24 protein-coding genes and 1 tRNA gene are annotated in these 24,655 nt (G+C 67.9%); 10 read left to right on the forward strand and 15 right to left on the reverse strand.

Features of this window, described 5'->3' with window-relative positions; all coding sequences use genetic code 11:
• Positions 1-5 precede the first annotated feature (5 nt).
• From sdhA to GDJ08_RS03085, 4 genes are read right to left on the reverse strand one after another with little or no spacing between them, the layout of a single operon-like run.
• The gene (gene sdhA / locus GDJ08_RS03070; protein WP_153164268.1) at positions 6-1,796 is read right to left on the reverse strand and encodes a succinate dehydrogenase flavoprotein subunit; all 1,791 of its coding nucleotides are present in this window, start codon (positions 1,794-1,796) and stop codon (positions 6-8) included.
• 31 nt (positions 1,797-1,827) lie between these two features.
• Positions 1,828-2,214 (reverse strand): succinate dehydrogenase, hydrophobic membrane anchor protein, encoded by a 387-nt coding sequence (gene sdhD, locus GDJ08_RS03075; RefSeq protein WP_136005859.1) that lies wholly within the window; start codon positions 2,212-2,214, stop codon positions 1,828-1,830.
• The gene (gene sdhC / locus GDJ08_RS03080) at positions 2,211-2,603 is read right to left on the reverse strand and encodes a succinate dehydrogenase, cytochrome b556 subunit (RefSeq protein ID WP_017355964.1); all 393 of its coding nucleotides are present in this window, start codon (positions 2,601-2,603) and stop codon (positions 2,211-2,213) included. Before sdhC ends, sdhD begins: the two co-directional genes overlap by 4 nt.
• Before the next feature lie 56 nt (positions 2,604-2,659).
• On the reverse strand, positions 2,660-2,833 hold the full coding sequence (locus GDJ08_RS03085; RefSeq protein ID WP_082316384.1) for a DUF1674 domain-containing protein: 174 nt from the start codon (positions 2,831-2,833) through the stop codon (positions 2,660-2,662).
• A 39-nt stretch (positions 2,834-2,872) separates the two neighbouring features.
• Here GDJ08_RS03085 and ygfZ point away from each other — a divergent pair, with 39 nt between their 5' ends.
• The gene (ygfZ, locus tag GDJ08_RS03090; RefSeq protein WP_153164612.1) at positions 2,873-3,736 is read left to right on the forward strand and encodes a CAF17-like 4Fe-4S cluster assembly/insertion protein YgfZ; all 864 of its coding nucleotides are present in this window, start codon (positions 2,873-2,875) and stop codon (positions 3,734-3,736) included.
• A gap of 98 nt (positions 3,737-3,834) precedes the next feature.
• Here the strand turns inward: ygfZ and GDJ08_RS03095 are convergent, their stop codons facing one another.
• Complete coding sequence (locus GDJ08_RS03095; RefSeq protein ID WP_136005857.1) at positions 3,835-4,929, reverse strand: ABC transporter ATP-binding protein; 1,095 nt, start codon at positions 4,927-4,929, stop codon at positions 3,835-3,837.
• Positions 4,930-5,281: 352 nt separating this feature from the next.
• Between GDJ08_RS03095 and zwf the strand changes: the two genes are divergently transcribed.
• From zwf to GDJ08_RS03120, 5 genes are all read left to right on the forward strand, one after another.
• The gene (gene zwf / locus GDJ08_RS03100; RefSeq protein ID WP_017355961.1) at positions 5,282-6,718 is read left to right on the forward strand and encodes a glucose-6-phosphate dehydrogenase; all 1,437 of its coding nucleotides are present in this window, start codon (positions 5,282-5,284) and stop codon (positions 6,716-6,718) included.
• Positions 6,715-7,722, forward strand: a complete 1,008-nt coding sequence (glk, locus tag GDJ08_RS03105) for a glucokinase (RefSeq protein WP_017355960.1) — start codon at positions 6,715-6,717, stop codon at positions 7,720-7,722. The genes zwf and glk overlap by 4 nt, the downstream gene beginning before the upstream one ends.
• Positions 7,719-8,441, forward strand: a complete 723-nt coding sequence (pgl, locus tag GDJ08_RS03110) for a 6-phosphogluconolactonase (protein WP_017355959.1) — start codon at positions 7,719-7,721, stop codon at positions 8,439-8,441. Before glk ends, pgl begins: the two co-directional genes overlap by 4 nt.
• 46 nt (positions 8,442-8,487) lie before the next feature.
• Complete coding sequence (edd, locus tag GDJ08_RS03115) at positions 8,488-10,404, forward strand: phosphogluconate dehydratase (RefSeq protein WP_017355958.1); 1,917 nt, start codon at positions 8,488-8,490, stop codon at positions 10,402-10,404.
• 236 nt (positions 10,405-10,640) lie between these two features.
• The gene (locus GDJ08_RS03120; protein ID WP_153164269.1) at positions 10,641-11,300 is read left to right on the forward strand and encodes a bifunctional 4-hydroxy-2-oxoglutarate aldolase/2-dehydro-3-deoxy-phosphogluconate aldolase; all 660 of its coding nucleotides are present in this window, start codon (positions 10,641-10,643) and stop codon (positions 11,298-11,300) included.
• 51 nt (positions 11,301-11,351) lie between these two features.
• On the opposite strand, the gene GDJ08_RS03125 is transcribed toward GDJ08_RS03120, so the two are convergent.
• The 3 genes from GDJ08_RS03125 to ispG all read right to left on the reverse strand — a co-directional run bounded on the left by GDJ08_RS03125 (position 11,352) and on the right by ispG (position 14,185).
• Positions 11,352-11,999 (reverse strand): response regulator, encoded by a 648-nt coding sequence (locus GDJ08_RS03125; protein WP_136005850.1) that lies wholly within the window; start codon positions 11,997-11,999, stop codon positions 11,352-11,354.
• Between the two features lie 232 nt (positions 12,000-12,231).
• Complete coding sequence (locus tag GDJ08_RS03130; RefSeq protein ID WP_017355955.1) at positions 12,232-12,939, reverse strand: phosphatase PAP2 family protein; 708 nt, start codon at positions 12,937-12,939, stop codon at positions 12,232-12,234.
• Positions 12,920-14,185 carry a flavodoxin-dependent (E)-4-hydroxy-3-methylbut-2-enyl-diphosphate synthase gene (ispG, locus tag GDJ08_RS03135; RefSeq protein ID WP_017355954.1) on the reverse strand — a complete coding sequence of 422 codons (1,266 nt, stop codon included), beginning with the start codon at positions 14,183-14,185 and terminating at the stop codon, positions 12,920-12,922. Before ispG ends, GDJ08_RS03130 begins: the two co-directional genes overlap by 20 nt.
• A gap of 132 nt (positions 14,186-14,317) precedes the next feature.
• Between ispG and GDJ08_RS03140 the strand changes: the two genes are divergently transcribed.
• Positions 14,318-15,544: an ATP-binding protein gene (locus GDJ08_RS03140; RefSeq protein ID WP_017355953.1), complete on the forward strand. Its 1,227-nt coding sequence runs from the start codon at positions 14,318-14,320 to the stop codon at positions 15,542-15,544.
• A complete protein-coding gene (locus tag GDJ08_RS03145) occupies positions 15,541-16,131 on the forward strand; it encodes a response regulator transcription factor (protein ID WP_017355952.1) in 591 nt (196 codons plus the stop codon). The genes GDJ08_RS03140 and GDJ08_RS03145 overlap by 4 nt, the downstream gene beginning before the upstream one ends.
• Before the next feature lie 37 nt (positions 16,132-16,168).
• On the opposite strand, the gene pgi is transcribed toward GDJ08_RS03145, so the two are convergent.
• The 6 genes from pgi to pcnB form a co-directional block, all read right to left on the reverse strand.
• The gene (pgi, locus tag GDJ08_RS03150) at positions 16,169-17,683 is read right to left on the reverse strand and encodes a glucose-6-phosphate isomerase (protein ID WP_136005846.1); all 1,515 of its coding nucleotides are present in this window, start codon (positions 17,681-17,683) and stop codon (positions 16,169-16,171) included.
• Complete coding sequence (gene panD, locus GDJ08_RS03155) at positions 17,680-18,060, reverse strand: aspartate 1-decarboxylase (protein WP_017355950.1); 381 nt, start codon at positions 18,058-18,060, stop codon at positions 17,680-17,682. Before panD ends, pgi begins: the two co-directional genes overlap by 4 nt.
• A 139-nt stretch (positions 18,061-18,199) precedes the next feature.
• Positions 18,200-19,042 carry a pantoate--beta-alanine ligase gene (gene panC, locus GDJ08_RS03160; RefSeq protein WP_017355949.1) on the reverse strand — a complete coding sequence of 281 codons (843 nt, stop codon included), beginning with the start codon at positions 19,040-19,042 and terminating at the stop codon, positions 18,200-18,202.
• Complete coding sequence (gene panB, locus GDJ08_RS03165) at positions 19,039-19,854, reverse strand: 3-methyl-2-oxobutanoate hydroxymethyltransferase (RefSeq protein ID WP_017355948.1); 816 nt, start codon at positions 19,852-19,854, stop codon at positions 19,039-19,041. Before panB ends, panC begins: the two co-directional genes overlap by 4 nt.
• 31 nt (positions 19,855-19,885) lie before the next feature.
• The gene (folK, locus tag GDJ08_RS03170; protein ID WP_017355947.1) at positions 19,886-20,374 is read right to left on the reverse strand and encodes a 2-amino-4-hydroxy-6-hydroxymethyldihydropteridine diphosphokinase; all 489 of its coding nucleotides are present in this window, start codon (positions 20,372-20,374) and stop codon (positions 19,886-19,888) included.
• Positions 20,375-20,377: 3 nt separating this feature from the next.
• Positions 20,378-21,757, reverse strand: coding sequence for a polynucleotide adenylyltransferase PcnB (pcnB, locus tag GDJ08_RS03175; RefSeq protein ID WP_136005958.1), 1,380 nt, complete (start codon positions 21,755-21,757; stop codon positions 20,378-20,380).
• A 50-nt stretch (positions 21,758-21,807) separates the two neighbouring features.
• Here pcnB and GDJ08_RS03180 point away from each other — a divergent pair.
• Positions 21,808-21,882 (forward strand) — tRNA-Glu (locus tag GDJ08_RS03180).
• 113 nt (positions 21,883-21,995) lie between these two features.
• On the opposite strand, the gene GDJ08_RS03185 is transcribed toward GDJ08_RS03180, so the two are convergent.
• Complete coding sequence (locus tag GDJ08_RS03185) at positions 21,996-23,417, reverse strand: sugar porter family MFS transporter (RefSeq protein ID WP_136005841.1); 1,422 nt, start codon at positions 23,415-23,417, stop codon at positions 21,996-21,998.
• Positions 23,418-23,649: 232 nt separating this feature from the next.
• Between GDJ08_RS03185 and GDJ08_RS03190 the strand changes: the two genes are divergently transcribed.
• The gene (locus tag GDJ08_RS03190; protein WP_423669064.1) at positions 23,650-24,585 is read left to right on the forward strand and encodes an SMP-30/gluconolactonase/LRE family protein; all 936 of its coding nucleotides are present in this window, start codon (positions 23,650-23,652) and stop codon (positions 24,583-24,585) included.
• Positions 24,586-24,655 lie beyond the last annotated feature (70 nt).

Below are 24,655 nucleotides of genomic sequence, written 5' to 3' on the forward strand. Positions count from 1 at the left end.
GTCGCTTAGTAGACGCGCGGCTTGGGCGGGACCACGTCCACGTCCTTGCTCAGCGTGTACATGTGGACCGGACGGTAGTCGAACTCGCACTTGCCCTTCTCGTCGACGCTGACCAGCGTGTGCTTCTGCCAGTTGGCGTCGTCGCGGTCCGGATAGTCTTCATGCGCGTGCGCGCCGCGGCTTTCCTTGCGCTGTTCGGCCGAGTTGATCGTCGCCACCGCGTTGAGCAGCAGGTTGTTCAGCTCGTAGGTTTCGATCAGGTCGGAGTTCCACACCAGCGAACGGTCGGAGACCTTGACGTCCTGGAAGGAGTCGAAGATCTCGGCCATCTTGCCGCAGCCTTCCTGCAGGGTCTTGCTGGTACGGAACACCGCCGCGTCGTTCTGCATGGTGCGCTGCATGCGGTCGCGGATGACCGAGGTCGGGGTGTCGCCGTTGGCGTAGCGCAGCTTGTCCAGCAGGCCGAGCGCCTTGTCGCAGGCGTCCGACGGCAGGGTCTTGTGCGACTGGCCCGGCTTGATGGTATCGGCGCAGCGGTTGGCCACCGCACGCCCGAACACCACCAGATCCAGCAGCGAGTTGGAGCCCAGGCGGTTGGCACCGTGCACCGACACGCAGGCTGCTTCGCCGATGGCGTACAGGCCCGGCACCACGGCATCGGGGTTGTCGCCAACCTTGCGCACGACTTCGCCGTGGTAGTTGGTCGGGATGCCACCCATGTTGTAGTGCACGGTCGGGATGACCGGAATCGGCTGCTTGTGCACGTCGACGCCGGCGAAGATGCGCGCGCTTTCGGCGATGCCCGGCAGCTTGTCGTCGATCACGCCCGGGCCGAGGTGGGTCAGGTCGAGCAGGATGTGGTCCTTGTGCTCGCCGACGCCGCGGCCTTCGCGGATTTCGATGGTCATCGAACGCGACACCACGTCGCGCGAGGCCAGGTCCTTGTAGTGCGGTGCGTAGCGCTCCATGAAGCGCTCGCCGTTGCTGTTGCGCAGGATGCCGCCTTCGCCACGCACGCCTTCGGTGATCAGGCAGCCCGCGCCGTAGATGCCGGTCGGGTGGAACTGCACGAACTCCATGTCCTGCATCGGCAGGCCGGCGCGCATGACCAGACCGCCGCCGTCGCCGGTGCAGGTGTGGGCCGAGGTGGCGCTGAAGTACGCGCGGCCGTAACCGCCGGTGGCCAGCACCACGCCGTGGGCGCGGAACAGGTGCAGCGAGCCGTCGGCCATGTCCAGGGCAAGCACGCCGCGGCACACACCTTCCTCATCGAAGATCAGGTCGAGCGCGAAGTACTCGATCATGAAGCGCGCGTTGTGCGCCAGCGACTGCTGGTACAGCGTGTGCAGCATGGCGTGCCCGGTGCGGTCGGCCGCGGCGCAGGTGCGCTGCGCGGACGGGCCTTCGCCGTACTTGGTGGTCATGCCACCGAACGGGCGCTGGTAGATCTTGCCCTCTTCGGTACGGCTGAACGGCACACCGTAGTGTTCCAGTTCGATGATGGCCGGAATCGCTTCGCGGCACATGTACTCGATGGCGTCCTGGTCACCCAGCCAATCCGAGCCCTTGATGGTGTCGAAGAAGTGGTAGCGCCAGTCGTCCTCGCCCATGTTGCCCAGCGCGGCGGAAATACCGCCCTGCGCGGCCACGGTGTGCGAGCGGGTCGGGAAGACCTTGGTCAGGCAGACGGTCTGCAGGCCCTTGGCGGCAAGACCGAACGTGGCGCGCAGACCGGCACCGCCGGCGCCGACCACGACCATGTCGTACTTGTGTTCCGTAATCTTGTAAGCGGACATCTAATCTGGATTCCTGTCTTGGTGCCTGGACTCAGGCAACGCCGAGCGCAATGCGGGCGACCGCAAAAACACTGACGATCGCGCCGAGCACGGCGATGAACTTCACCGTGGTCTGCAGCGCCAGGGCCAGCAGCGAGTTGTGGATGTAGTCTTCCAGCACGACCTGCAGGCCGAGCTGGGCGTGCCAGAACATCGCGACCAGGAAGCCGACCAGCAGGACCGCGTTCCACGGCTTGGACACCGCTTCGGTGGCAGTCACGTAATCGGCGCCGATCAGGCTCAGCACGAACACCAGGAACCAGATGGTCAGGCCGACCAGCGCGGTGGCGGTCAGGCGCTGCATCACGAAATGCTCGGTGCCGGTCTTGGCAGCGCCAAGGCCACGCACGTTCTTCAGCGGGGTACGGAACTTGTTCATGCGGTGGCTCCGGCGAACACATAGGCCCAGACCAGCGCGGTGATCACCAGGCTGGCGAAGACCGACACCCAGCTGCTGCGCACAAAGGCGGGAATGGAGAAGCCGATCGCGAAGTCCTGCACGATGTGGCGGATGCCATTGCACAGGTGGTAGGCAAAGGACCACGTCCATGCGAACAGGAACAGCTTGCCGTACCAGCTGCCGGCATGGCCGGTGAAGCAGTTCCAGGATTCAGGGCCCATCATCAGGGCGAGCAGGCCGCCCGCAATGATCAGGGCTCCAACAGACAGAAAGATGCCGGTGGCTCGATGCAGGATCGAGGTGGCCATCTGAATCTGCCAGCGATACACCTGAAGGTGCGGGGAAAGGGGACGTTCTCTGGCGGCCATTCGCTGGGCTCGTTGTCTCGGCTGGGCGGCGCAATGCCGCGTTGGCTCAATGCTGATCAAAAATCGATGCAGCGTCCGTTTTTCTCCCAGTCTCCATACCGCACCGGATCAAGTCCGCCGCGGCCACCAATCTCCACGGGCACCGCGGGGGTCTCGGGAAGCGGCTGCTTCTGCTCGACCTGCGGGGCTGGGGAGTCGGATTCTGGAGTGGGGGTTGTTTGGCCTATCATGGGTGGTCTCGCAACGCACAAATGTTAGACCCCGTTCACGTGCCTGACAACCTGCCCCCTGCTTTCGTCGGATATCCGGCCCTCTCCGGTCACCAGCTGCTCAGCCTGGAAGGCCCCGATGCGGCCGCATTCGCGCATGCCCAGTTCGCCAGCGACGTCACTGCCCTGCCCCTGCGGCATTGGCAGTGGAGCGCCTGGCTGAGCGCCAAAGGCCGCACCATTGCTGTGTTTCAGCTGATCCGCCTGGACCAGACGCAGGTGGTGCTGGTGCTCGCCGACGGCGATGCCGATGCGATTGCGTCGCAGTTGCAGCGCTTCGTGTTCCGCCGCAAGGTGAAACTGACGGTGCGTACCGATCTGGGCGTGGCCGGCAGCTTCACTGCGCCGGAAGCCGCCTCCGGCGCTGCCATCGCGGTGCTCGGCGAGACGCTCGAACTGGATGTGGGCAGCGATGCCCTGCCCCGGACAATGCGCATCGCCGCCCTGGACGACACGGTGCTGGCCGATGACCCGGCATTCGCGCTCGCCTGGCGCCAGGCCGATCTGCGCTACGGCGTGCCGCGCTTGGACGTCGATCAACGCGAACAGTGGACGCCGCAGCAGCTGGGCCTGGATCGACTGAACGGCTACAGCGTCAAGAAGGGCTGCTATCCCGGCCAGGAAATCGTGGCGCGCACGCATTTCCTCGGCAAGGCCAAGCGGGCGCTGCAGCTGCTGCGGGGGGGCGCCGGCATCACCAGCGGCGCGCAGGTCCAGCAGAATGGCGCGGCGATCGGCACCGTGGTCAGCGTGGCTGGCGACCTGGCGCTGGCAGTGCTGCCGCTGGAGATCGCCAGCGATCCGCTGGAGATCGGCGGCGTGGAAGCGGCCTCGCTGCCCCTGCTGGACGGCCTGGCGCGGTAAGTGCATGGACCCGGCCCTCGGCCGGCGTCCCCGTCATCCGTGCTGCTGACCGGCCAAGGCGGGGTGGGTGCGGACCCTTGGTCCGCCCACCTGAGGCCTCAGGCGTCGTGGTTCAACCGCTCGCCGGTCTCCGCATCGAAGAAGTGCAGCCCCTTCGGCTGGATCGCCACGCGGATCGACTCGCCGACCTGCGGCAGGGCCTGCGGCGCCACGCGCATCACCAACGGCTGGCCGCCACTGGTCATGTTCACGAAGATCTCGTTGCCCACCGGCTCGATGCCGTCGATGGTCGCCTCGAAGCCCGTCGCATCCTCGGCCGCGGCCGGCTGCAGATGCTCCGGACGCACGCCCACGGCGATGGTCCGCCCGATCCAGCCCGCATCGACTGACGCCTGGCCCAGCGGTGCGGTCAGCGCCGCCTCCTGCACGACCACGCCGCGGTCATTGCGCTGCAGGGTGCCGCGCAGCACGTTCATCGCCGGGCTGCCCAGGAAGCCGGCCACAAACAGGTTGGCCGGGCGGTCGTAGAGCGCCATCGGCGTATCGATCTGCTGGATGATGCCGTCCTTGAGCACCACGATGCGCTGGCCCAGCGTCATCGCTTCCACCTGGTCGTGGGTGACGTAGATCATCGTCGTGCCCAGCTTGCGATGCAGCTGCGCGATCTCGGTACGCACACTGTGACGCAGCTTGGCATCCAGATTGGAGAGCGGCTCGTCCAGCAGGAACACCGCCGGCTCGCGCACCAGCGCGCGACCCAGCGCAACGCGCTGGCGCTGGCCGCCGGACATCGCCTTGGGCAGCTTGTCGAGCATCTCGGTCAGGCCCAGCGTCTGCGCCGCCTCGTTGACCCGCCTGCTGATCGTGGCCTTGTCGTGACCGCGCAGCTTCAGGCCGAAGGCGAGGTTCTCGGCCACGGTCATATGCGGATACAACGCATAGCTCTGGAACACCATTGCGATATCGCGATCCTTCGGCGCCACATCGTTGACCACGCGGTCGCCGATGGTCAGCGTACCGCCGCTGATCTCCTCCAGCCCGGCGACCATGCGCAGCAAGGTCGACTTGCCGCAGCCGGACGGCCCGACCAGCACCATCAGTTCGCCATCGGCCACCTCGAAGGTCGCGCCCTGCACGGCCACCTGACCGTTGTCGTAGACCTTGCGAACCCCCTGCAACTGCACTTTTGCCATATCACCATTCCAGTCCGCCCGGACTCCGGGCTGTTATGCGGAACTGCCCTCGGCCCTCCCGATGGCAGGTCGATGGCGTGGTGCCGCATGACGGCGACCACTGCAATCGAATACAGTCTGCGCATTCTGCCATGTAAACGTTTTCACGTGGCACTATCCGATGGTCGGCAACGACGTCGGCGCCAGCGGGGCGGTTTCCTCCCCTGCGCGCCGGGTCGTCAGGCCGTCACGCCAGGCCCGTCGGGTGGACGATGCCGCGATCGCAACATGCGGTCAACGTACCCACCCGTACCCCGAGAACATAGACGAGAAGCGATTGACAACGATGTCACCCGGATCTGAAACTCGAGCGATGCACGACACCCTCTTCCTGTTTGGCGCCACAGGCGATCTGGCCCAGCGTTATCTGTTCCCCTCGCTGCTGCGACTGCTCGGCGACGGCCTGCTCCCCGAAGACTTCAAGGTCCGTGCGCTGGCGCTGTCGCCGCACGACACCGAGGCCTTCCGCGAAATCCTGCGGCCGCGCCTGCAGCAGGCCATGCCGATGGCCAGCCAGGAGGACATCCAGTCGCTGCTGCAGCGCATCGACTACCGTTCGGTGGACCTGCGCGACCCACAGTCCGTCGCCGACTCGGTGCGCGATCTGGTCAACCGCCGCTGCGTGAGCTACCTGGCGATCCCGCCGGGCCTGTACATCTCCACCTGCGAAGGCCTGGCCCTGGGCGGCGCGCTGGCGGCCCCGCACCGGCTGATGCTCGAGAAGCCGATCGGCAGCGACAGCGCCAGCGCCGAGGAGATCATCTCCACCATCGGCCAGTGGATCGACGAAGACCGCGTGTTCCGCCTGGACCACTACCTGGGCAAGGCAGCAGTGCAGAACCTGATCGCGCTGCGCTTCGGCAACACGCTGCTGGAAGCGGTCTGGAACCGCAATTACATCGAGTCGGTGCACATCCTGGTGGCCGAGAGCGAGGGCGTGGACGGCCGCGATGCGTATTACGCCCGCTCCGGTGCGCTGCGCGACATGGTCCAGAGCCACATTCTGCAGCTGCTCTGCCTGGTGGCGATGGAGCCGCCGGCGTCGCTGGAAGCCGACCGCATCCGCGACGAGAAAGTCAAAGTGCTGCGCTCCCTGCGCCCCCTGGATGCCACGCACGCCGCGCGCGACAGCGTCCGCGGCCGCTACACCGCCGGCACCATCAACGGCCAGCCCGCGCAGGCCTACCAGCCGCCGGAAGGCAGCGACGTGGAAACCTTTGCCGGGGTCACCGCGCACATCGACAACTGGCGCTGGTCCGGGGTGCCGTTCCATCTGGTCACCGGCAAGCGCCTGGCCGAGCGCACCACCCGCGTGGTGGTCACGCTCAAGCCGGTCACGCACTGGCTGTTCGAGCGCCCGGACCGCGGCAATGCCACGCCCAACCGCATTACCTTCCAGCTGCAGCCGCAGGAGAACATCGAGCTCGGCCTGATGAGCAGCCTGGCCGGCCCGGAATGGGGCGCGCTGGAACTGCACCCGCTGGAGCTGGAGCTGTCGGTACCCACGGGCCTGCACCGCCGCATCGCCTACGAACGGCTGTTCCTGGATGCCTTCAACGGCAACCACGCGCTGTTCGTGCGCGACGATGAAGTGCGCGCCGCCTGGGCCTGGATCGACAGTGTCAGCGATGCCTGGAAAGCCGCGGCCCTGCCGCTGCAGCCCTACCCCGCCGGCCAGTGGGGCCCGGAGGAGGCAATCGGCTTCCTGCCTGCCGACGTGGACGCCGATGCCGGCAAGGATCGCGCATGAGCGGGGCGTCACAACCGGTGCTGGTCGCCGATATCGGGGGCACCAATGCCCGTTTCGCGCTGGCCGACACGGCGCAGGCCGCGCCGCTGCAGCAGGACAGTATCCGCGAGTTCGTGGTCGCCGATTTCCCGTCGCTCGGCGATGCGGCGCGCCACTATCTGGACCAGATCGGCGCCGAGGCGCGCCGCGGCGTTTTCGCCGTGGCCGGCCGCGTGGATGGCGATGAGGCGCGCATCACCAATCATCCTTGGGTGATCTCGCGTGCGCGTACCGCCCACATGCTCGGCTTCGACGAACTGCACCTGATCAACGACTTCGCCGCCCAGGCGATGGCGATCTCGCTGCTGCAGCCGCAGGACGTGGTCCAGGTCGGTGGCGCCGCATGGGTGCCGGGCAAGCCCGGCCAGCCGCGCAACTATGCGGTGATCGGCCCGGGCACCGGGCTCGGCGTGGGCGGGTTGATCCTGCGCCACGGCCGCTGCTATCCGCTGGAAACCGAAGGTGGCCATGTCAGCTTCCCGCCGGGCACGCCCGAAGAAATCCGCATCCTGGAAATCCTCTCCGAACAGTTCGGCCGCGTCTCCAACGAGCGCCTGATCTGCGGGCCGGGACTGGTCAACATCCATCGCGCCGTGTGCGAGATGGCCGACATCGACCCCGGTCAGCTGCAACCGGTGGACGTCACCGCGCGCGCGTTGCATGGCGATCCGCAGGCAATGCGTACTGTGGACGTGTTCTGCGCCGTGTTCGGCGCCATCGCCGGCGACCTGGTGTTGATCCAGGGCGCGTGGGACGGCGTGTTCCTGACCGGCGGGCTGGTGCCGAAGATGCTGGACTCACTGCAGCACTCCGGTTTCCGCCAGCGTTTCGAGCACAAGGGACGCTTCTCCTCGATCATGGCCCGGGTGCCGTCGCTGGCGGTGATGCACCCGCACGCCGGCCTGCTCGGCGCCGCCGCCTACGCCGCAGACGCCGAGCGCGATCTGCAGGGAGCTGCCGCATGACCGCGCTGGACACGCAGGACCGTTTCACCCTGATCCGCCACGGCGACGCCGACGCCTGGATCGAGGCCGTGGCCGCAGAGATGGCCCAGCTCCTCAACCAGGAGATCACCGCATTCGGCCGTGCGCGCATGCTGCTGTCCGGCGGGACCACGCCAGCGCCGGTCTACCAGGCACTGGCCGAGCTGGACGTGCACTGGGATCGCGTCGAGGTCAGCCTGGTCGATGAGCGCTGGCTGTCCCCGCAGGACCGCGACAGCAATGCCTGGCTGGTGCGCGAGAGCTTCCTCACGCGTGCCGAAGGCGCCCATTTCGATCCGCTGGTGCGGGTCGGCAAGCCGCTGGCCGAATGCGTGTACACCGCCAACCTGCAGGCGCAGCACAGCCAGCGGCCGTGTCTGAGCGTGCTGGGGATGGGCAACGACGGCCACACCGCCTCGCTGTTCCCCGGTTCCCGCGACCTGGCCCGCGCCGTGGACAGCACCCTGCCCTATGCGGCGCTGGATGCCACCGGCTGCCCGGGCGCCAACCAGTGGCCACTGCGCATCACCCTGACCCCGCACGGGCTCGGCCAGAGCCGGCAGCGTCTGCTGCTGCTGCGCGGCAAGCAGAAGCTGGACGTGCTGCGCCAGGCGCTGGACAGCAACAATCCGCACCTCTATCCCATTCTCAACGCGATCGACATCGGCGGCACCAAGCTGCGCGTGCACTGGTGCGACTGACCTCGCCCCGGTGGTATTCCGTTCGCCTTCTCATAGCCGGTAGCCAATGAGCCTGCATCCCAAACTCCATGCCATCACCGAACGCATCGTCCAGCGCAGCGCCGCCTCGCGCGCCGCCTACCTGGCCGGCATCGACGCCGCGCTGCGCGACGGTCCGTTCCGTTCGCGCCTGAGCTGCGGCAACCTCGCCCACGGCTTCGCGGCCTGCGGCCCCACCGACAAGAGTCGCCTGCGCGGCGGGGTGACGCCGAACCTGGGCATCATCACCGCCTACAACGACATGCTGTCGGCGCACCAGCCGTTCGAACGTTATCCGGACATCCTGCGCGACACCGCCCGCGAGCTCGGCGCCACTGCACAGGTGGCCGGTGGTGTGCCGGCGATGTGCGATGGCGTCACCCAGGGCCGCGGCGGCATGGAACTGTCGCTGTTCTCGCGTGATGTGATCGCACAGTCGACCGCGATCGGGCTGAGCCACGACATGTTCGATGCCACCGTGTACCTCGGTGTCTGCGACAAGATCGTGCCGGGCCTGCTGATTGGCGCGCTGGCCTTCGGCCATCTGCCGGCGATCTTCCTGCCGGCCGGGCCGATGACGCCGGGCATTCCGAACAAGCAGAAGGCCGAAGTCCGCGAGCGCTACGCGGCCGGCCAGGCAACCCGCGAGGAGCTGCTGGAAGTGGAAGCGGCGTCCTATCACGGCGCAGGCACCTGCACGTTCTACGGCACGGCCAATTCCAATCAGACGCTGCTGGAAGCAATGGGCGTGCAGTTGCCCGGTGCGTCGTTCGTCAATCCGGATACGCCGCTGCGCGATGCACTGACCCGTCATGCGGGCGCGCGTGCGCTGGAGATCAGTGCGCTGGGCGACGACTTCCGTCCGCTGGGCCGCCTGATCGACGAGCGCGCGATCGTCAATGCCATCGTGACGCTGATGGCGACCGGTGGCTCGACCAACCACACGATCCACTGGATCGCCGTGGCACGTGCCGCCGGGATCGTGCTGACCTGGGACGACATGGACCAGCTGTCGCAGCTGATTCCGTTGCTGGCGCGGGTCTATCCGAACGGCGAAGCGGACGTGAACCGCTTCGCGGCGGCCGGCGGCACGGCGTTCGTGTTCCGCGAGCTGATGGATGCGGGGCTGATGCATGCGGACCTGGACACGGTGGCGGTCGGCGGGATGCGCCAGTACGGGCAGGAGCCGGCCCTGCGCGACGGCGCGCTGACCTGGATCGATGGCATCACCGAGAGCGCCGACACCGAGGTGGTGCGCGGGGTGGCCGACCCGTTCGAGGCACAGGGTGGCCTGCGCCTGCTGCGCGGCAATCTGGGGCGTTCGCTGATCAAGCTGTCGGCGGTGAAGCCGCAGTACCGCACGATCGAGGCGCCGGCGGTGGTGGTGGATGCGCCGCAGGTGCTGAACAAGCTGCACGCGGCCGGGATGCTGCCGCATGATTTCGTGGCGGTGGTGCGCTACCAGGGTCCGCGCGCGAACGGCATGCCGGAGCTGCACTCGCTGGCGCCCTTGCTGGGCCTGCTGCAGAACCAGGGCCGGCGCGTGGCGCTGGTGACCGACGGCCGTCTGTCCGGCGCGTCGGGCAAATTCCCGGCGGCGATCCACATGACGCCGGAGGCATCGCGCGGCGGTCCGCTGGCGCGCGTGCGCGAAGGCGACATCATCCGGATGGATGGCGAGGCAGGCACGCTGGACGTACTGGTTGATCCGGCCGAATGGGCGGCGCGCACGCTGGCGCCGAACACGGCACCGGCAGCGCACGATCTGGGCCGCAATCTGTTCGCGATGAACCGCCGCCTGGTGGGACCGGCCGACCAGGGCGCGATTTCGATCTCGTGTGGGCCGGCTGCCGCCGACGGCGACATCTGGAACTACGACGCGGAGTACGAGCTGGGGCACGACGCCGAGGCAGCGCTTGCGCCGCATGAGGCCAAGGACGCCTGACGGTTTATCGCTGAGCGCGGCGGTGGGGTTTCCGGGACACGCCGTGAACCCGCCACCTCTCGACAGATGGCGGCGCCTCACTGGCTGATTCGCGACCGTTACGCGATTCACCAACCGCCTCACGACACAGTGCGGCGCTTTGTTGGCGTCGGCCAATTCGGTAGCGCCGGCCTCTGGCCGGCCTTTGGGGTCTCCGGCCAACACCTGGTCGACCCGATCAACAGGAAGACATTTTCATGAGCATTGCCGAACACCAGAAACGCGCTGAATCCCTCCTCCACGCCGCCGGCATCCTGCCCGTCGTCACCTTGCACACCCTGGACCAGGCACGCGCGGTCAGTGCGGCGCTGCTGGAAGGCGGCCTGCCGGCGATCGAGCTGACGCTGCGCACGCCGATTGCGATGGAGGCACTGGCGATGCTCAAACGCGAGCTGCCGGACGTGGTGGTGGGCGCGGGCACGGTGTTGACCGTGGAGCAGATGCAGCAGTCGATCGATGCCGGCGCGGATTTCCTGGTGACGCCGGGAACGCCGGCGCCTATGGCCGATGCGCTTGCCGCGGCACCGTTGCCGGTGGTGCCGGGAGCGGCCTCGCCGACCGAAATGCTGGCGCTGTATGCACGCGGCTTCCGCGTCTGCAAGCTGTTCCCGGCCTCGGCGGTGGGCGGCCTGGCGATGATCAAGGGCCTGGCCGGTCCGATTCCGGACCTGAAGCTCTGCCCGACCGGCGGCATCACCGAAACCACCGCCGCAGAGTATCTGGAGCAGAAGAACGTGGTCTGCATCGGCGGCTCGTGGATGGTGCCGGGCAACTGGATCGACAACGGCGACTGGGACAAAGTGCGCGAGAGCGCGGCCCAGGCGGCGAAGATCGTGGCGCGCGTCCGCGCCAGGTGAGGCAACGGCGGCCGGGCATCGCCCCGCTGCCGCCGACGACACCGGCGCGGATTACATCGGTCGCGCCGGGTCCACCAGGCCGTACTGGCTGGCCATGCGTGCCAGGGCGATGTTGTCGCTGATGCCCATCTTTTCGAACAGGCGCGCCTTGTGCGTATTGACGGTCTTGGCACTGAGGCTCAGACGCTTGGCAATGTCCTCCTGGCGCAGGCCCTGGGTCAGCAGCAGGGCCACTTCCAGTTCGCGCGGCGACAGCGCATCGAACGGCGAGTGGCTGCCTTCCACGTTCGAGAGCGCCAGGTTCTGGGCGATGCTGCTGCCCAGGTAACGGCGGCCCAGCGCGGCGTCGCGTACGGCACGCAGCAGTTCCTGCGCATCGCAGGCCTTGCCGATGTACCCGGACGCGCCGGCTTCAAGCAGCCGCTTGGGCATGGGGCCGTCTTCCAGCACCGACACGATCACCACCCGCGTTCCGTGATCGCCACGGACCACGCGCTCGGTGACTTCCATGCCGCTGACGCCAGGCAGGTGCAGATCACACAGCACCACGTCCGGACGCAATTGACGGATTTCCGGCAGCGCGTCCTCGCCGGACTCGGCCTCGCCGACCACGTCCATGTCGGTCTCGTTGGAGAGGATCATCTTCATGCCGGTACGCACCAGCGCATGATCGTCCACCAGATACACTCGAATCGTCATGCACGTACCTCTTCAAACGCTGCTAACGGGGGCCAGCCTAACGGCGGGACACGACGATCACAAGAATGAACACGCATTGCATCGTCCATTCTGGTGTTGACATCACATCCGCTTCTGGAAGCCCCTTCCCCTTGCCTTTCAATGAAGGCAACCCTGGTTTACTCAGCCTATCGGCAACGACGCTCCCCGCGTCACCGCACCTCTCCCCGGTGCGATTCGTGCCGTGTCCGGGTCAGTTGCGATGCCGCCACGGGTGGCGGCGCCGGAACATCACCAGGAAACACCCTACCACCCAAACCACGGCGGCACACCACCCGGCCAGGATGTCGGACGGGTAATGCACGCCCAGATACACCCGCGACACGCTCACCAGCAGGGCGAACGTACCGGCCAGGATCAGCACCGGCCAGCGCCAGCGGGTGTCCCAGGCCAGCAGCATCAGGGTGACCGCCAGCGTCATCGAGCCCATCGCGTGGCCACTCGGGAAGCTGAATGTGCTCTCCGGGGCGATCGATTCCCACAGGCTGGGGCGGTCACGCTGGAAGAACTGCTTGCTGCCCAGGTTCAACAACGCCGAGCCCACGAAACAGATCGCCACGAAACTGGCTTCCCGCCAGCGTCGTCGCCACAGCAGCGCGGCCACGATGAGCACGTCGGCCGGGATCAGGAACCACTCGTAGCCCAGCTTGGACAGCAGCACGAAGAAGCGGTCCAGGCCGGGCGAATGCAGGCCATGCATCTTCCACAGCAGCGGCGCGTCGAAATGGATCGATTCCAGTTCGTGCACTTCGTCGGCCAATGCGACAAACCCGGCCAGCGGCAGCAGGACGCCCACGAACAGCAGGACAAAGCGCCACGCATTGTGGCCCATCCAGTGGCGGAACCCGGCGGCCGGCTCCGGTGCGGCCAGCACCGTGGGCTTATCCGACACGTCGGACATAGGTCCGTTCGACGTAGTCGTCGATCAACGCCACGAAGTCCTGGGCGATGTTGTCGCCGCGCAGGGTCACCGTCTTTTCGCCGTCGACGAACACCGGCGCGGCCGGGGTCTCACCGGTGCCCGGCAGCGAGATGCCGATGTTGGCATGGCGCGATTCACCCGGCCCGTTGACGATGCAGCCCATCACCGCCAGGGTCATGTTCTCCGCGCCCGGGTGGCTCACTTTCCATTCCGGCATCTTGCCGCGCACGTGGTTCTGCACCACCTTGGCCAGCTCCTGGAAGAACTCGGAGGTGGTGCGTCCGCAGCCCGGGCAGGCTGTGACCAGCGGCGTGAACGCGCGCTGGCCGGTGGTCTGCAGCAGCTCCTGGGCCACGATCACCTCGGCGGTGCGCGACTGCCCCGGTTCGGGGGTGAGCGAAATGCGGATGGTGTCGCCGATGCCTTCCTGCAGCAGCACCGCCAGCGCCGCCGAGGAGGCGACGATGCCCTTGCTGCCGATGCCGGCCTCGGTCAGCCCCAGGTGCAGGGCAAAGTCCGAGCGCTGGGCCAGGTCGCGATAGACCGCGATCAGTTCCTGCACGCCGCTGACCTTGGCCGAAAGCACGATGCGATCACGCGGCAGGCCCAGTTCCACGGCCGTATGGGCCGAATCCAGCGCCGAACGGATCAGCGCCTCGCGCAGCACCCGGCCGGCATCCCACGGTTGTGCGCGCTGGCTGTTCTCGTCCATCAGGCGTGCGGCCAGCGACTGGTCCAGCGAGCCCCAGTTGGCGCCGATGCGCACCGGCTTGTCGTAGCGGATCGCGAACTCGATCAACTGGGCGAACTGGGTGTCCTTCTTCTTGCCGAAGCCGACGTTGCCCGGGTTGATGCGGTATTTGGCCAGGGCCTCGGCGCAGGCCGGTTCCTGGGTCAACAGCTGATGGCCGTTGTAGTGGAAGTCGCCGATCAGGGGGACGTCGATCCCCATCATCCGCAGCTTCTCGACGATACGCGGGATCGCCGCTGCCGATTCGGGGTTGTTGACCGTCAGCCGCACCATTTCCGATCCGGCCCGCCACAGCTCGGCCACCTGCTTGACGCTGGCGGCAACATCGGCGGTGTCGGTGTTGGTCATCGACTGGACCACCACGGGATGGCCACCACCGACCACCACGCCACCAATGCGGACGGGCTGGGTCTGGCGGCGGGCCCACACGGTGGTGTCGGCGGGTTGGGTCGGTCGGGTAACGGCATCGTGCATCCGGGCATTTTAGCGCGCCCGGCGCGCGCGTAGGTGCCGGCCGTTGGACGGCACTCATTTTCGGTGCCGTCCGTCCGATGCGGCCGATTGTCGCAGGCAGCCGGCCCGCTGAACGCATACGATGGGCGGGCAATGACCGGTCCCGACGCCCCCTTCCTCCGAACGCTGTGCAGTCTGCGCTGGCTGGCCGTGGCCGGCCAGGCGGCCACCATCCTTGTCGCCACCTGGGTGCTGGGCCTGGAGCTGTCGCAGCGCCCCCTCTGGGCCGGCGTGGCGGCGCTGGCCCTGTTCAATCTCTACGCCCAATGGCGGGTGCATGACGCCGACACCGCGCCGCTGACCGCGTTCTGCCACATCCTGGTCGACGTCACCGTCCTGACCTGGATGGTCGGCTGGAGCGGCGGCATCGCCAATCCGTTCGGTTCGCTGTTCCTGATTCTGATCGCCCTGGCCGCGCTCGCCCTGCCGCTGCGCTGGACCCTGGCGGTGGCCGCCGCCTGTCTGATCGGCTATGCCGTCAGCGGCCTGTTCGGCGTTCCGCTGCCGGCCGGCTACTTCACCGCGATGCAGATGCACCAGTGGGGCGTGGTCTGCAACTTCCTGCTGTCGGCCACGGTGGTGCTGGTGTTCGCCACCCGGCTGGCCATCGCCCTGCGCCATCGCGAGCACGAACTGGCGCTGCTGCGCGAGCGCTTCGTGCGCAACGAAGGCATCGTCGCGCTGGCCACGCATGCCGCCTCGGTGGCGCATGAGCTCAACACGCCGCTGGCCACAATGACCCTGCTCGCCGACGACATCGCCGACCAGACCGACAGCAGCGAGGTCCGCGACGACGTGGAGACCCTGCGCGAGCTGCTGGTGCAATGCCGCGAACGCGTGCTGGCGCTGGCCCGCCCGGCGGCGGGCGAAAGCTCCGGCCGCGACCGGGTGACCCTGCCGCAGGTACTCGAACAGTGGCGGCTGGTGCGCCCGACCATCACCCTCAAGCGCAATGACGATGCCCCGCTGGACCTGCCACTGGATCCCGGCATCGGCCACCTGCTGATGGTGCTGCTCAACAATGCCGCCGATGCCGGTGAGAAAGCCGAGCGCCCGCAGGTCGATCTCACCCTGCGCATCCAGGGCGAGGACCTGATCGGCGAAGTCCGCGATTACGGCCACGGTTTCGATGCGCGCCAGGCGGTGCTGCCCGGCACGCTCTTCAACAGCGGCAAGACCGAGGGCATGGGCGTTGGCCTGGCCCTGTCGCATGCCACCATCGAGCGGCTGGAAGGCGAACTGTGGATGCGTCCGGCCCACGGTGCCGGCACCCGCGTCGGCTTCCGCCTGCCCTTGTCCCCCCGGGAGACTTCCGCATGACCCCCTACACTCCGGTACCCGGCACCGCGCCGGCCCTCCACGGCCTGCTCGTCGACGACGACGAACTGTACCTGCGCACTCTGCAGCGCAGCCTGGCGCGAAAGGGCTTGGACACCGTCACCGCCAGCGACATCGCCTCGGCGCTGTTGCTGGCCCGTCAGCAGCCGCCGGCCTTTGCCCTGATCGATCTCAAGCTGGGCGCCGAATCCGGTCTGGCGCTGATCCAGCCGCTGCGCGCGTTGCGCGAGGACATGCGCATTCTGCTGGTCACCGGTTACGCCAGCATCGCCACCGCCGTGGAGGCGATCAAGCTGGGCGCCGACGACTACCTGCCCAAGCCGGCCACAGTGCCGATGATTCTGCGTGCGCTGGGCGAGGAAGACGACGGCCCGGCCGACGACGGCGATCTTGAGCCACCGGATGCGATGACCCCGATCAGTCGCCTGCAGTGGGAGCACATCCAGCAGGCCATGCACGAAACCGGCGGCAACGTCTCCGCCGCCGCGCGCCTGCTCGGCATGCACCGCCGTTCGCTGCAGCGCAAGCTGGCCAAGCGGCCGAGCCCCGAGCGCGACCCCAGCAGATAGCGCCGACCGTTGGTCGGCGCTACGGGTTGGGATGCGGTCAGGCCTTCAGGCGGGCCAGCAGCTCCAGCGTCACCGGGTCGGTGATGGCGGCCGCGTCGCCCTGCAGCGCCGGCAGCAGCTGGCTGGCCAGCTGTTTGCCCAGCTCCACGCCGAACTGGTCGAAGGCGTTGATGTTCCAGATCAGCGACTGCACGTACACGGCGTGTTCGTACATCGCGATCAGGGCGCCCAGCGACTGCGGGGTGAGCGCGTCGAGCAGGATCATGGTGCTGGGGCGGCCGCCCGGGTAATCGCGGTGCGGGTCGTCGCTGCTCTGGCCATTGGCCAGCGCCTCGGTCTGCGCCAGCAGGTTGGCCATCAGCGCCTGGTGGTTGACCACATAGGGATCATCGTTGTGCACGCAGCCGATGAAATCGGCCGGAATGACACTGGTGCCCTGGTGCAGCGCCTGGAAGAAGCTGTGCTGCACGTCCGTGCCCGCCCCGCCCCACCACACCGGCACGGTGTCGGTGGTGACCGGGCTGCCGTCGCGCTGCACGCGCTTGCCCAGGCTTTCCATCACCAGCTGCTGCAGGTAGGCCGGCAGCAGCGCAAGCCTCTGGTCGTAGGTCATCACCGCATGCGTGGCATGGCCAAGCAGATTACGGTTCCAGATATCGGTCAGCGCATGCAGCACCGGCAGGTTCTGGTCCAGCGGTGCGTTCAGCGCGTGCGCGTCCATCTGCGCCGCGCCGTCGAGCAGCTGCTCGAAGCCCTTGAAGCCGATGGCCAGCGCGATCGGGAAGCCGACCGCCGACCACAGCGAATAGCGCCCCCCCACCCAGTCCCACATCGGCAGCACGCGGCCGGCGGCGATCGAGAACGCCTTGGCGGCGCGTTCGGGATTGGCACTGACGGCGTACAGACGATCGCTGCCGCCCAGCCAGTCGTGCAGGATCTGCCCGTTGAGCAGGGTTTCCTGGGTGCCGAAGGTCTTGGAAATCAGGATGCCGGCCGTGGTGGCCGGGTCCAGCGTGGCCAGCGTGCGCTGCATGGCCGCGCCGTCCACGTTCGATACGAAATGCACGCGGAAGCGTGCGCCACTCACCGGACGCAGCGCATCGGCGACCAGGCGCGGACCAAGGTCCGACCCGCCGATGCCGACGCTGACGATATCGGTGACGTTGGTCTGCTCCAGCGCCGTGATCAGTTCGCCCATCCGCGCCCGCACCTGCGCGGCGGTGGCGAAGGCCTCGCCCGCCACGGGTGCGCCACTGAGGTCGCCGCGCAGCGCGGTATGCAGCGCCGCGCGGCCTTCGGTCACGTTGACCGTTTCACCGCGGAACAGGCGCTGGAGGCCACCGGCGACATCGCATCCGGCCGCCAGGTCCAGCAACGCATCCAACGCCGCGCGGTCGACCTTCTGCCGCGCGAAATTGACGTACAACGGACCCACCCGCAGCCCCAACGTTCGTGCCCGCTCCGGTTCGGCAGCAAGCAGCGACGGGATGCTGGCGCCGCGCAGGCGCTGGGCATGGGAATGAAGCGGGTCGAATCCGTTGTGCTGTGTCATGCGGCCTGGGTCGGAATGGTGTCGTTGGTGTGGGAGATCTGGTTCTTGCCGTCCACATATACCAACTTCGGCTTGAAGCTGTCAGCTTCTTCTTCGCTCATGCTGGCGAAGGCGGCAATGATGATGATGTCGCCCACCTGCACGTGGCGCGCCGCGCCGCCGTTGAGCGAGACCACGCCGCTGCCGGCCTCGGCACGGATCGCATAGGTGGAGAAACGCGCACCGTTGGTGACGTCCCAGATATGCACCTGTTCAAACTCGCGGATGCCGGTGGCCTGCAGCAGGTTGTCATCGATGGCGATGGAACCTTCGTAGTTCAGCTCGGAGTGAGTGACGGTGGCGCGATGGATCTTGGTCTTGAGCAGGGAGAGGTGCATGGCACGCGACAACGGTAAAGGAAAGGGAAATTCTAGCACCCGGGCGGCAGGCGGCAGGGGGTGCGCCCTGCCCGCTGCCGGCGGTTCAGGCAGATGACGGCAGCGGCGGGTGGCGGCCGGCGGGCCGCCGCCCGGCGGCTCAGAACTCCAGGTTGTCGATCAACCGGGTGGTGCCGATGCGGGCGGCGATCAGGGCCACCCGCGTGCCATCGTCGGCATCGGCCGGTTCGGACAGGTCCGGCAGGCGCACCACGGCGTAGTCGACCTGGAAGCCGGCGGCCTGCAGCGCGGCGGTGGCCTCCGCCTCGATCAGGGTGCGTGCCTTGCCGCCGATGAAGCCTTCGCGCATGGCCAGCAGCACCTGGTGGATGGTGGTGGACACCTGGCGATGCTCAGCGTTGAGGTACTGATTGCGCGAGCTCATGGCCAGGCCGTCGGCCTCGCGCACGATGTCGCCACCGACGATCTGGATCGGGAAGGCCAGGTCCTCCACCATCTGGCGGATCACCGCCAGCTGCTGATAGTCCTTCTTGCCGAACGCGGCCACGTCCGGCTGGACCTGGTTGAACAGCCGCGAGACCACGGTGCAGACGCCGTCGAAATGGCCCGGGCGGTGCGCGCCTTCCAGCAGCCCGCTGATGCCGGGCACGTTGACGCTGGCGGCCAACGCCACGCCGAACGGATACATCGATTCGACCGTGGGCAGCCACAGCACGTCGCAGCCGGCCTGCTCCAGGCCGGATGTGTCGGCCTCGGGCGTGCGCGGGTAGCGGGTGAAGTCCTCGTTCGGGCCGAACTGGGTCGGGTTGACGAAGACGCTGGAAACCACGCGGTCGGCGTACTGCCGCGCCAGCGTCACCAGCGAGTAGTGGCCCGCGTGCAGGTTGCCCATCGTGGGCACCAGCGCGACGCGCAGGCCCTCACGCTTCCAGCCGTTGACGACGGCGCGCAGGCGGGACAGTTCGGTGACGGTGTCGATCATGAGGCGTAGGCGTGTTCTGCGTCGGGGAAGGAGCCGTCGCGCACGGCGTCGGCAAAGGCACGGACGGCGCCGGCGATGGAACCGCCCTCGGCCAGGAAATCCTTGACGAACTTGGGCCGGCGATGGCCGCTGTCCAGGCCGAGGAAATCATGCAGGACCAGCACCTGGCCGTCGCACGCCGGGCCGGCGCCAATGCCGATGGTCGGCACCGTCACGGCCGCGGTGACCGCAGCGGCCACCGGCGTGGGCAGGCACTCCAGCACCATGAGGGTGGCGCCCGCCTCGACCACGGCCTTGGCATCCTCGACCAGCTGGCGGGCAGCATCGCCACGCCCCTGCACGCGGTAACCGCCCAGACGCAGCACCGACTGCGGGGTCAGCCCCAGGTGCGAGCAGACCGGAATCTCGCGCTCGACCAGATAACGGATCACGTCCAGCTTGAAGCCGGCGCCCTCGATCTTGACCATCTCGGCACCGGCCTGCAGCAGGCGCACCGAGGCCTCGAAGGCACGTTCCGGGCTCGCGTCCGCGCCGAACGGCAGGTCGGCGATCACCAGCGCGCGCTGCACCACCCGGGCCACGGCGCGGGTGTGGTAGACCATGTCGTCGGTGGTGACCGGCAGGGTCGAATCGTGCCCCTGCACCACCATGCCCAGCGAGTCGCCGATCAGGATCAGATCGACCCCGTTGGCATCGAAACTGCGCGCGAAGCCAGCATCGTAAGCGGTCAACATCACCAGCTTCTGCCCGTTGCGCTTGGCCTCCGCCAGCGCGGGGACGGTCCAGGGCTTGCTGTCTGCGTGGGTACTCATGAGCTGATAACCGGTGGCGATAAGCCCCGCATTATCCTCCTATTGGAGCGATCCCGCAGGCCTCCACCTGCATTGCAGCATTCCGCACGCGGCCACGTCCTGGAATCAGCGCCTCACCGGCGATTTCAGCCAGCGGCAGCAACGCGAACGCACGTTCGTGCAGATGGGGATGCGGCACCTTCAACTGCGGCAGGTCGATGACCTCCTCACCGTACAGCAGCACATCCAGGTCCAGCGTGCGCGGCCCCCAGTGCAGGCCCGGCTCGCGGACCCGGCCGAAGTCGCGCTCGATCGCCAGCAGCGCCTCCAGCAGGACCGGGGCGGCCAGCGCGGTGTCCAGCACGGCAGCGGCATTGACGAAGGGCGGCTGGTCCACGTTGCCCCACGCCGGCGTGCCATACAACTGCGAGCGCGCCCGCAGCGTGGTGTGCGGCAGCGCCGCCAGCGCCTGGAACGCATCGCGCAGGGTCTGCGCGGCGTCCCCGAGGTTGGCGCCCAACCCGATACAGGCCAGGGTCACGGCTTACTCGCTGGCGGCAGGCCCGCCGACGGGCCGGCGACGGCGACGGCGACGCTTGCGCGGCGCACCGTCTTCCCCGTCCAGATCGGCATCGGCATGGGCCGCGTCGAGCGTGGAGTCCAGTTCATGGCCGGACTGCTGCTGGGCCTCGCGCCAGAACTCCACATCGGCCTGGTGCTCGCTGGAGGCTACCTGGCGCAGGACTAGGAAGTCGAACGCGGCGCGGAAGCGCGGGTGGGTCAAGGTGCGGAACACGCGCTTGCGCTGGCGCGAGCTGAAACGCCCCTGCAGCAGCCAGATCTCCTGCATCGGCAGCGAGAACCGGCGCGGCAGCGCAATGGTGGTGAGCTGGTGCAGGGTCACGCGGTCGGCGGCGCGACGCTGCGCTTCTTCCAGTGCCACGCCCTGCTTCTGCAGGGTGGCCAGCGCGCGGCAGAACGCCGGCCACAGCAGCAGCGCGAACAGGAACGACGGCGACACCGGCTCGTCATTGGCCACGCGCAGATCGGTGTTGTGCAGGCCTTCGATCACCATCCGGCGCAGCGCACCGCTGCGGTTGCTGCGCAACGCGGCCGCGCTCTCCGGGAACATCACCTGCAGCAGGCCGTAGCGTTCCAGCCCTTCGAAGCTGGCCACGCCGTGCCCGGACAGGAACAGCTTCAGCACTTCCTCGAACAGGCGCGCCGGCGCGGCTTCGGACAGCAGATTGGCCAGGCGCGGCAGCGGCTCGGCAGTGGCGTCTTCGATCTGGAACCCGAGCTTGGCCGCCAGGCGCACCGCGCGCAGCATGCGCACCGGGTCTTCCTGGTAGCGCTGCTCGGGATCGCCGATCAGCTTCATCAGGCGTGCCTGCACGTCTTCAAAGCCGCCGGTGTAATCGCGCACCGAGAAGTCTTCGATGGCGTAGTACAGCGCGTTGCAGGTGAAGTCGCGGCGGATGGCGTCGTCTTCGATGCTGCCGTACACGTTGTCGCGCACCAGCATGCCGTTTTCCATCTCGCGGTCGCCGCTGCCGTCATCGATGTTGGCGCGGAAGGTGGCCACTTCGATGATCTCGCGGCCGAACACCACGTGCGCCAGGCGGAAGCGGCGGCCGATCAGCCGGCAGTTGCGGAACAACTGCTTGACCTGCTCGGGCGTGGCGTCGGTGGCGACGTCGAAATCCTTGGGGCTTCCGTTCACCAGCAGGTCGCGCACGGCACCACCCACCAGGTAGGCGCCGAACCCGGAATCGCGCAGCCGGTACAGGACGCGCAGGGCGTTGGGGCTGATGTCCTTGCGGGAGATGTTGTGCTGGTCGCGCGGGATCACGCGCAGGCTGAACGGTGATGTAGCAGAGGAATTGATGTTGGCGCTTCCGGTTGAAGTTTCGGGATTGCCCAATGGCATCTAGGTCAATATACTAGCGCGCTGCGCAGTTCGCGACAAAGCCTGCTCCCTTCGTCTAGAGGTTAGGACGTGGCCCTCTCAAGGCTAAAACAGGGGTTCGAGTCCCCTAGGGAGCACCAGTCGTCGCGCAGAAAAGCCAAAAACCCCGCTCCGGCGGGGTTTTTGCGTTGGGCCGCCCGCCGCGCCCGCGCCAGCCAGGCCGCACGGGGCGGCCCGGCGTCCGGCCGCCCCGTCAGCCTTCCATCTGCTCCAGCTCCCTGCCCTTGGTCTCCTTGACATAGCGCAGGACGAAGAAGATCGACACCACCGCTGCGGCGGTATAGATGCCGTAGGCGCCGGCCAGGCCGATGCCGGCCAGCAGCATCGGGAACGTCACGGTGATGGCGAAGTTCGAGGTCCACTGCGCCGCCCCGGCCACGGCCAGGCCCGACCCCCGGATCTGGTTGGGGAACATCTCGCCCAGCATCACCCACATCACCGGGCCCCAGGACATGTTGAAGAACACCACGTAGGCATTGGCCGCCACCAGCGCCAGCCTGCCCATCGCATCGGACAGCTGCAGCCGGCCGTCCATCAGCGTCCCGCTGGAGAAGGCCACCACCATCAGCGCCAGCGACACCGCCATGCCCACCGAGCCGATCCACAACAGCGGACGGCGGCCGATGCGGTCGATCAGCACCACGGTGAGCAGGCAGGCGCCGATGCTGAGCCCGCCGGACAGCACATTGATGAGCAACGCGTCGTTCTCCGAGAAGCCGACCGCCTGCCACAGCACCGCGCCGTAATAGAACACCACATTGATGCCGACCAGCTGCTGGAACACGGCCAAGCCGATCCCGACCCAGACAATGGGGCGCAGCCGGCCCGTGGTTTTGCCGAGCAGGTCGGAGAAGCGCGGGCGGTGCTGGTCCTGGGCAAGCGAGCCTTCGATCTCGGTGATCTTGAGCCGCGCCTCCTGCGCTCCGTAGAGCCGGGTCAGCACCGCCAGCGCCGCTTCCCGGCGGCCCTTGACCACCAGGAAGCGCGGGCTCTCCGGAATCACCATCAGCAGGGCCAGGAACAGCAGCGAGGGCAGCACCTGCATCCAGAACATCCAGCGCCAGGCCGCCTGGCCCAGCCACAGCGCCTCGGTGGAGGCGCCCGCCGCCCGCGCCAGCAGGTAGTTGCTCAGGAACGCGCAGAACAGGCCACCGATGATGGCCATCTGCTGCACCGTGGCCAGCCGGCCCCGGTACCGCGCCGAGGCCACCTCGGCGATGTAGGCCGGCGACATCACGCTCGCCGCGCCGACCGCGAAGCCGCCCATCACCCGCGCGATGATGAATACCAGCGAGCTGTGTGCCGCACCCGCCCCCAGCGCCGAGAACAGGAACAGTGCCGCAGCGATGATCAGCACCCCGCGCCGACCCAGGCGGTCGCCGAGCCGCCCGGCGAAGAACGCGCCGATCGCACAGCCCAGCAGCATCGAGGCCACCTCGAAGCCGATACCGGCTTCACTGGAGTGGAAGGTCTGCTTGAGGCCGTCGACGGTACCGTTGATCACGCCGCTGTCGAAACCGAACAGGAAGCCACCGATGGTGGCCACGCAACTGATCAGAACAATGAAGGCGGTGTTCTCCCCGCGCGTGGCGAGGGTGGCTGACGCAGTGGACATGGGCGCATCCGGAAGGAAAAGGAAGAACGTGGATCAGCCCGGCGCGGACAGGGTGATGCGGTTCTCGCGGGCCTCCCGCCGCCCGCTACGCTGCGCCGTCACACTGTTCCCGCCCCCTGCTGTCCACCGGCAGCCATCATCTTGGCCGGGTCGCCGGCGGCGGTGCAATCGTGCACCGCCGCATGCCCCCGGCCCAGGCAGCACCTGCCTGCAATGGCAGAATGCAGGGCCCCTGCTCCCCACCCCCGAGCCGATGACGGATACCGCTCCCCGCCACCCCCACATCCCCACCCTGCTGGTCGACAGCCGCTGCACCCACGGCGAAGGCGCCCTGTGGTCGCCCCGTCGCCAATGCCTGTTCTGGGTGGACATCAGCGAACGACGCCTGTGGCAGTACCACCCCGCTACCGACGCCCGTCGCCAGTGGGCGCTGCCGGACCGTCCCGGCTGCCTGGCCGAGGGCGCGGATGGCCAGTTGCTGCTCGCTCTGGCCGGATCCCTGCAGCGGATGGACCTGGACACCGCCAATGGCGAGCCCACCCTGCACTGGCTGGCCGATGTGCAGCCCGAGGTGGCCAGCACCCGCAGCAATGATGGCCGCACCGACCGCGCCGGCAACCTGGTCTTCGGCACCATGAACGAAGATCCGGCGCAAGCGCCGCTGGGTCGCTTCTACCAGTACAGCGCGCGCCACGGCCTGCGCGATCTCGGCCTGCCCGGCGTCGTGATTCCCAACGCGATCTGCTTCAGCGCCGACGGCGGCACCCTGTACTACTGCGATTCGGTGCGGCCGGAGCTGTGGTGCTGCGACTACGACGCCGACAGCGCCCGCTATCGCCATCCGCGCCGCTTCGCATCGCTGGAATCGCCGCACTGGGAACCCGATGGCGCCATCATCGACGCGGAGGGCGGGCTCTGGAACGCGCAGTGGCGCGCCTCGCGGGTGGTGCGCTATGGCGCCGATGGCCGCATCGACCGGATCCTGCCGATGCCGGTGAAGAACCCGACCTGCGTGGCATTCGGCGGGCCCGACCTGACCCGCCTGATGGTCACCAGCTCACGCCTGGACTACGGCCCCGACGAACTCGCCGCCGCCCCGCACGCCGGCAGCGTGTTCGCCGTGGACACCGGCATCGCCGGCCTCCCCGACACCCCGTTCCGCTGGTGAGCGGCGCCGCGTGCGCGGGCGGTTGCACGCCCAAGTGAGATCGAATCCCGCGCCAGCGGCCAACCTGTTC

The sequence above is a fragment of the Stenotrophomonas nematodicola genome, assembly GCF_009467805.1.
GTDB classification, from domain to species: domain Bacteria; phylum Pseudomonadota; class Gammaproteobacteria; order Xanthomonadales; family Xanthomonadaceae; genus Stenotrophomonas; species Stenotrophomonas nematodicola.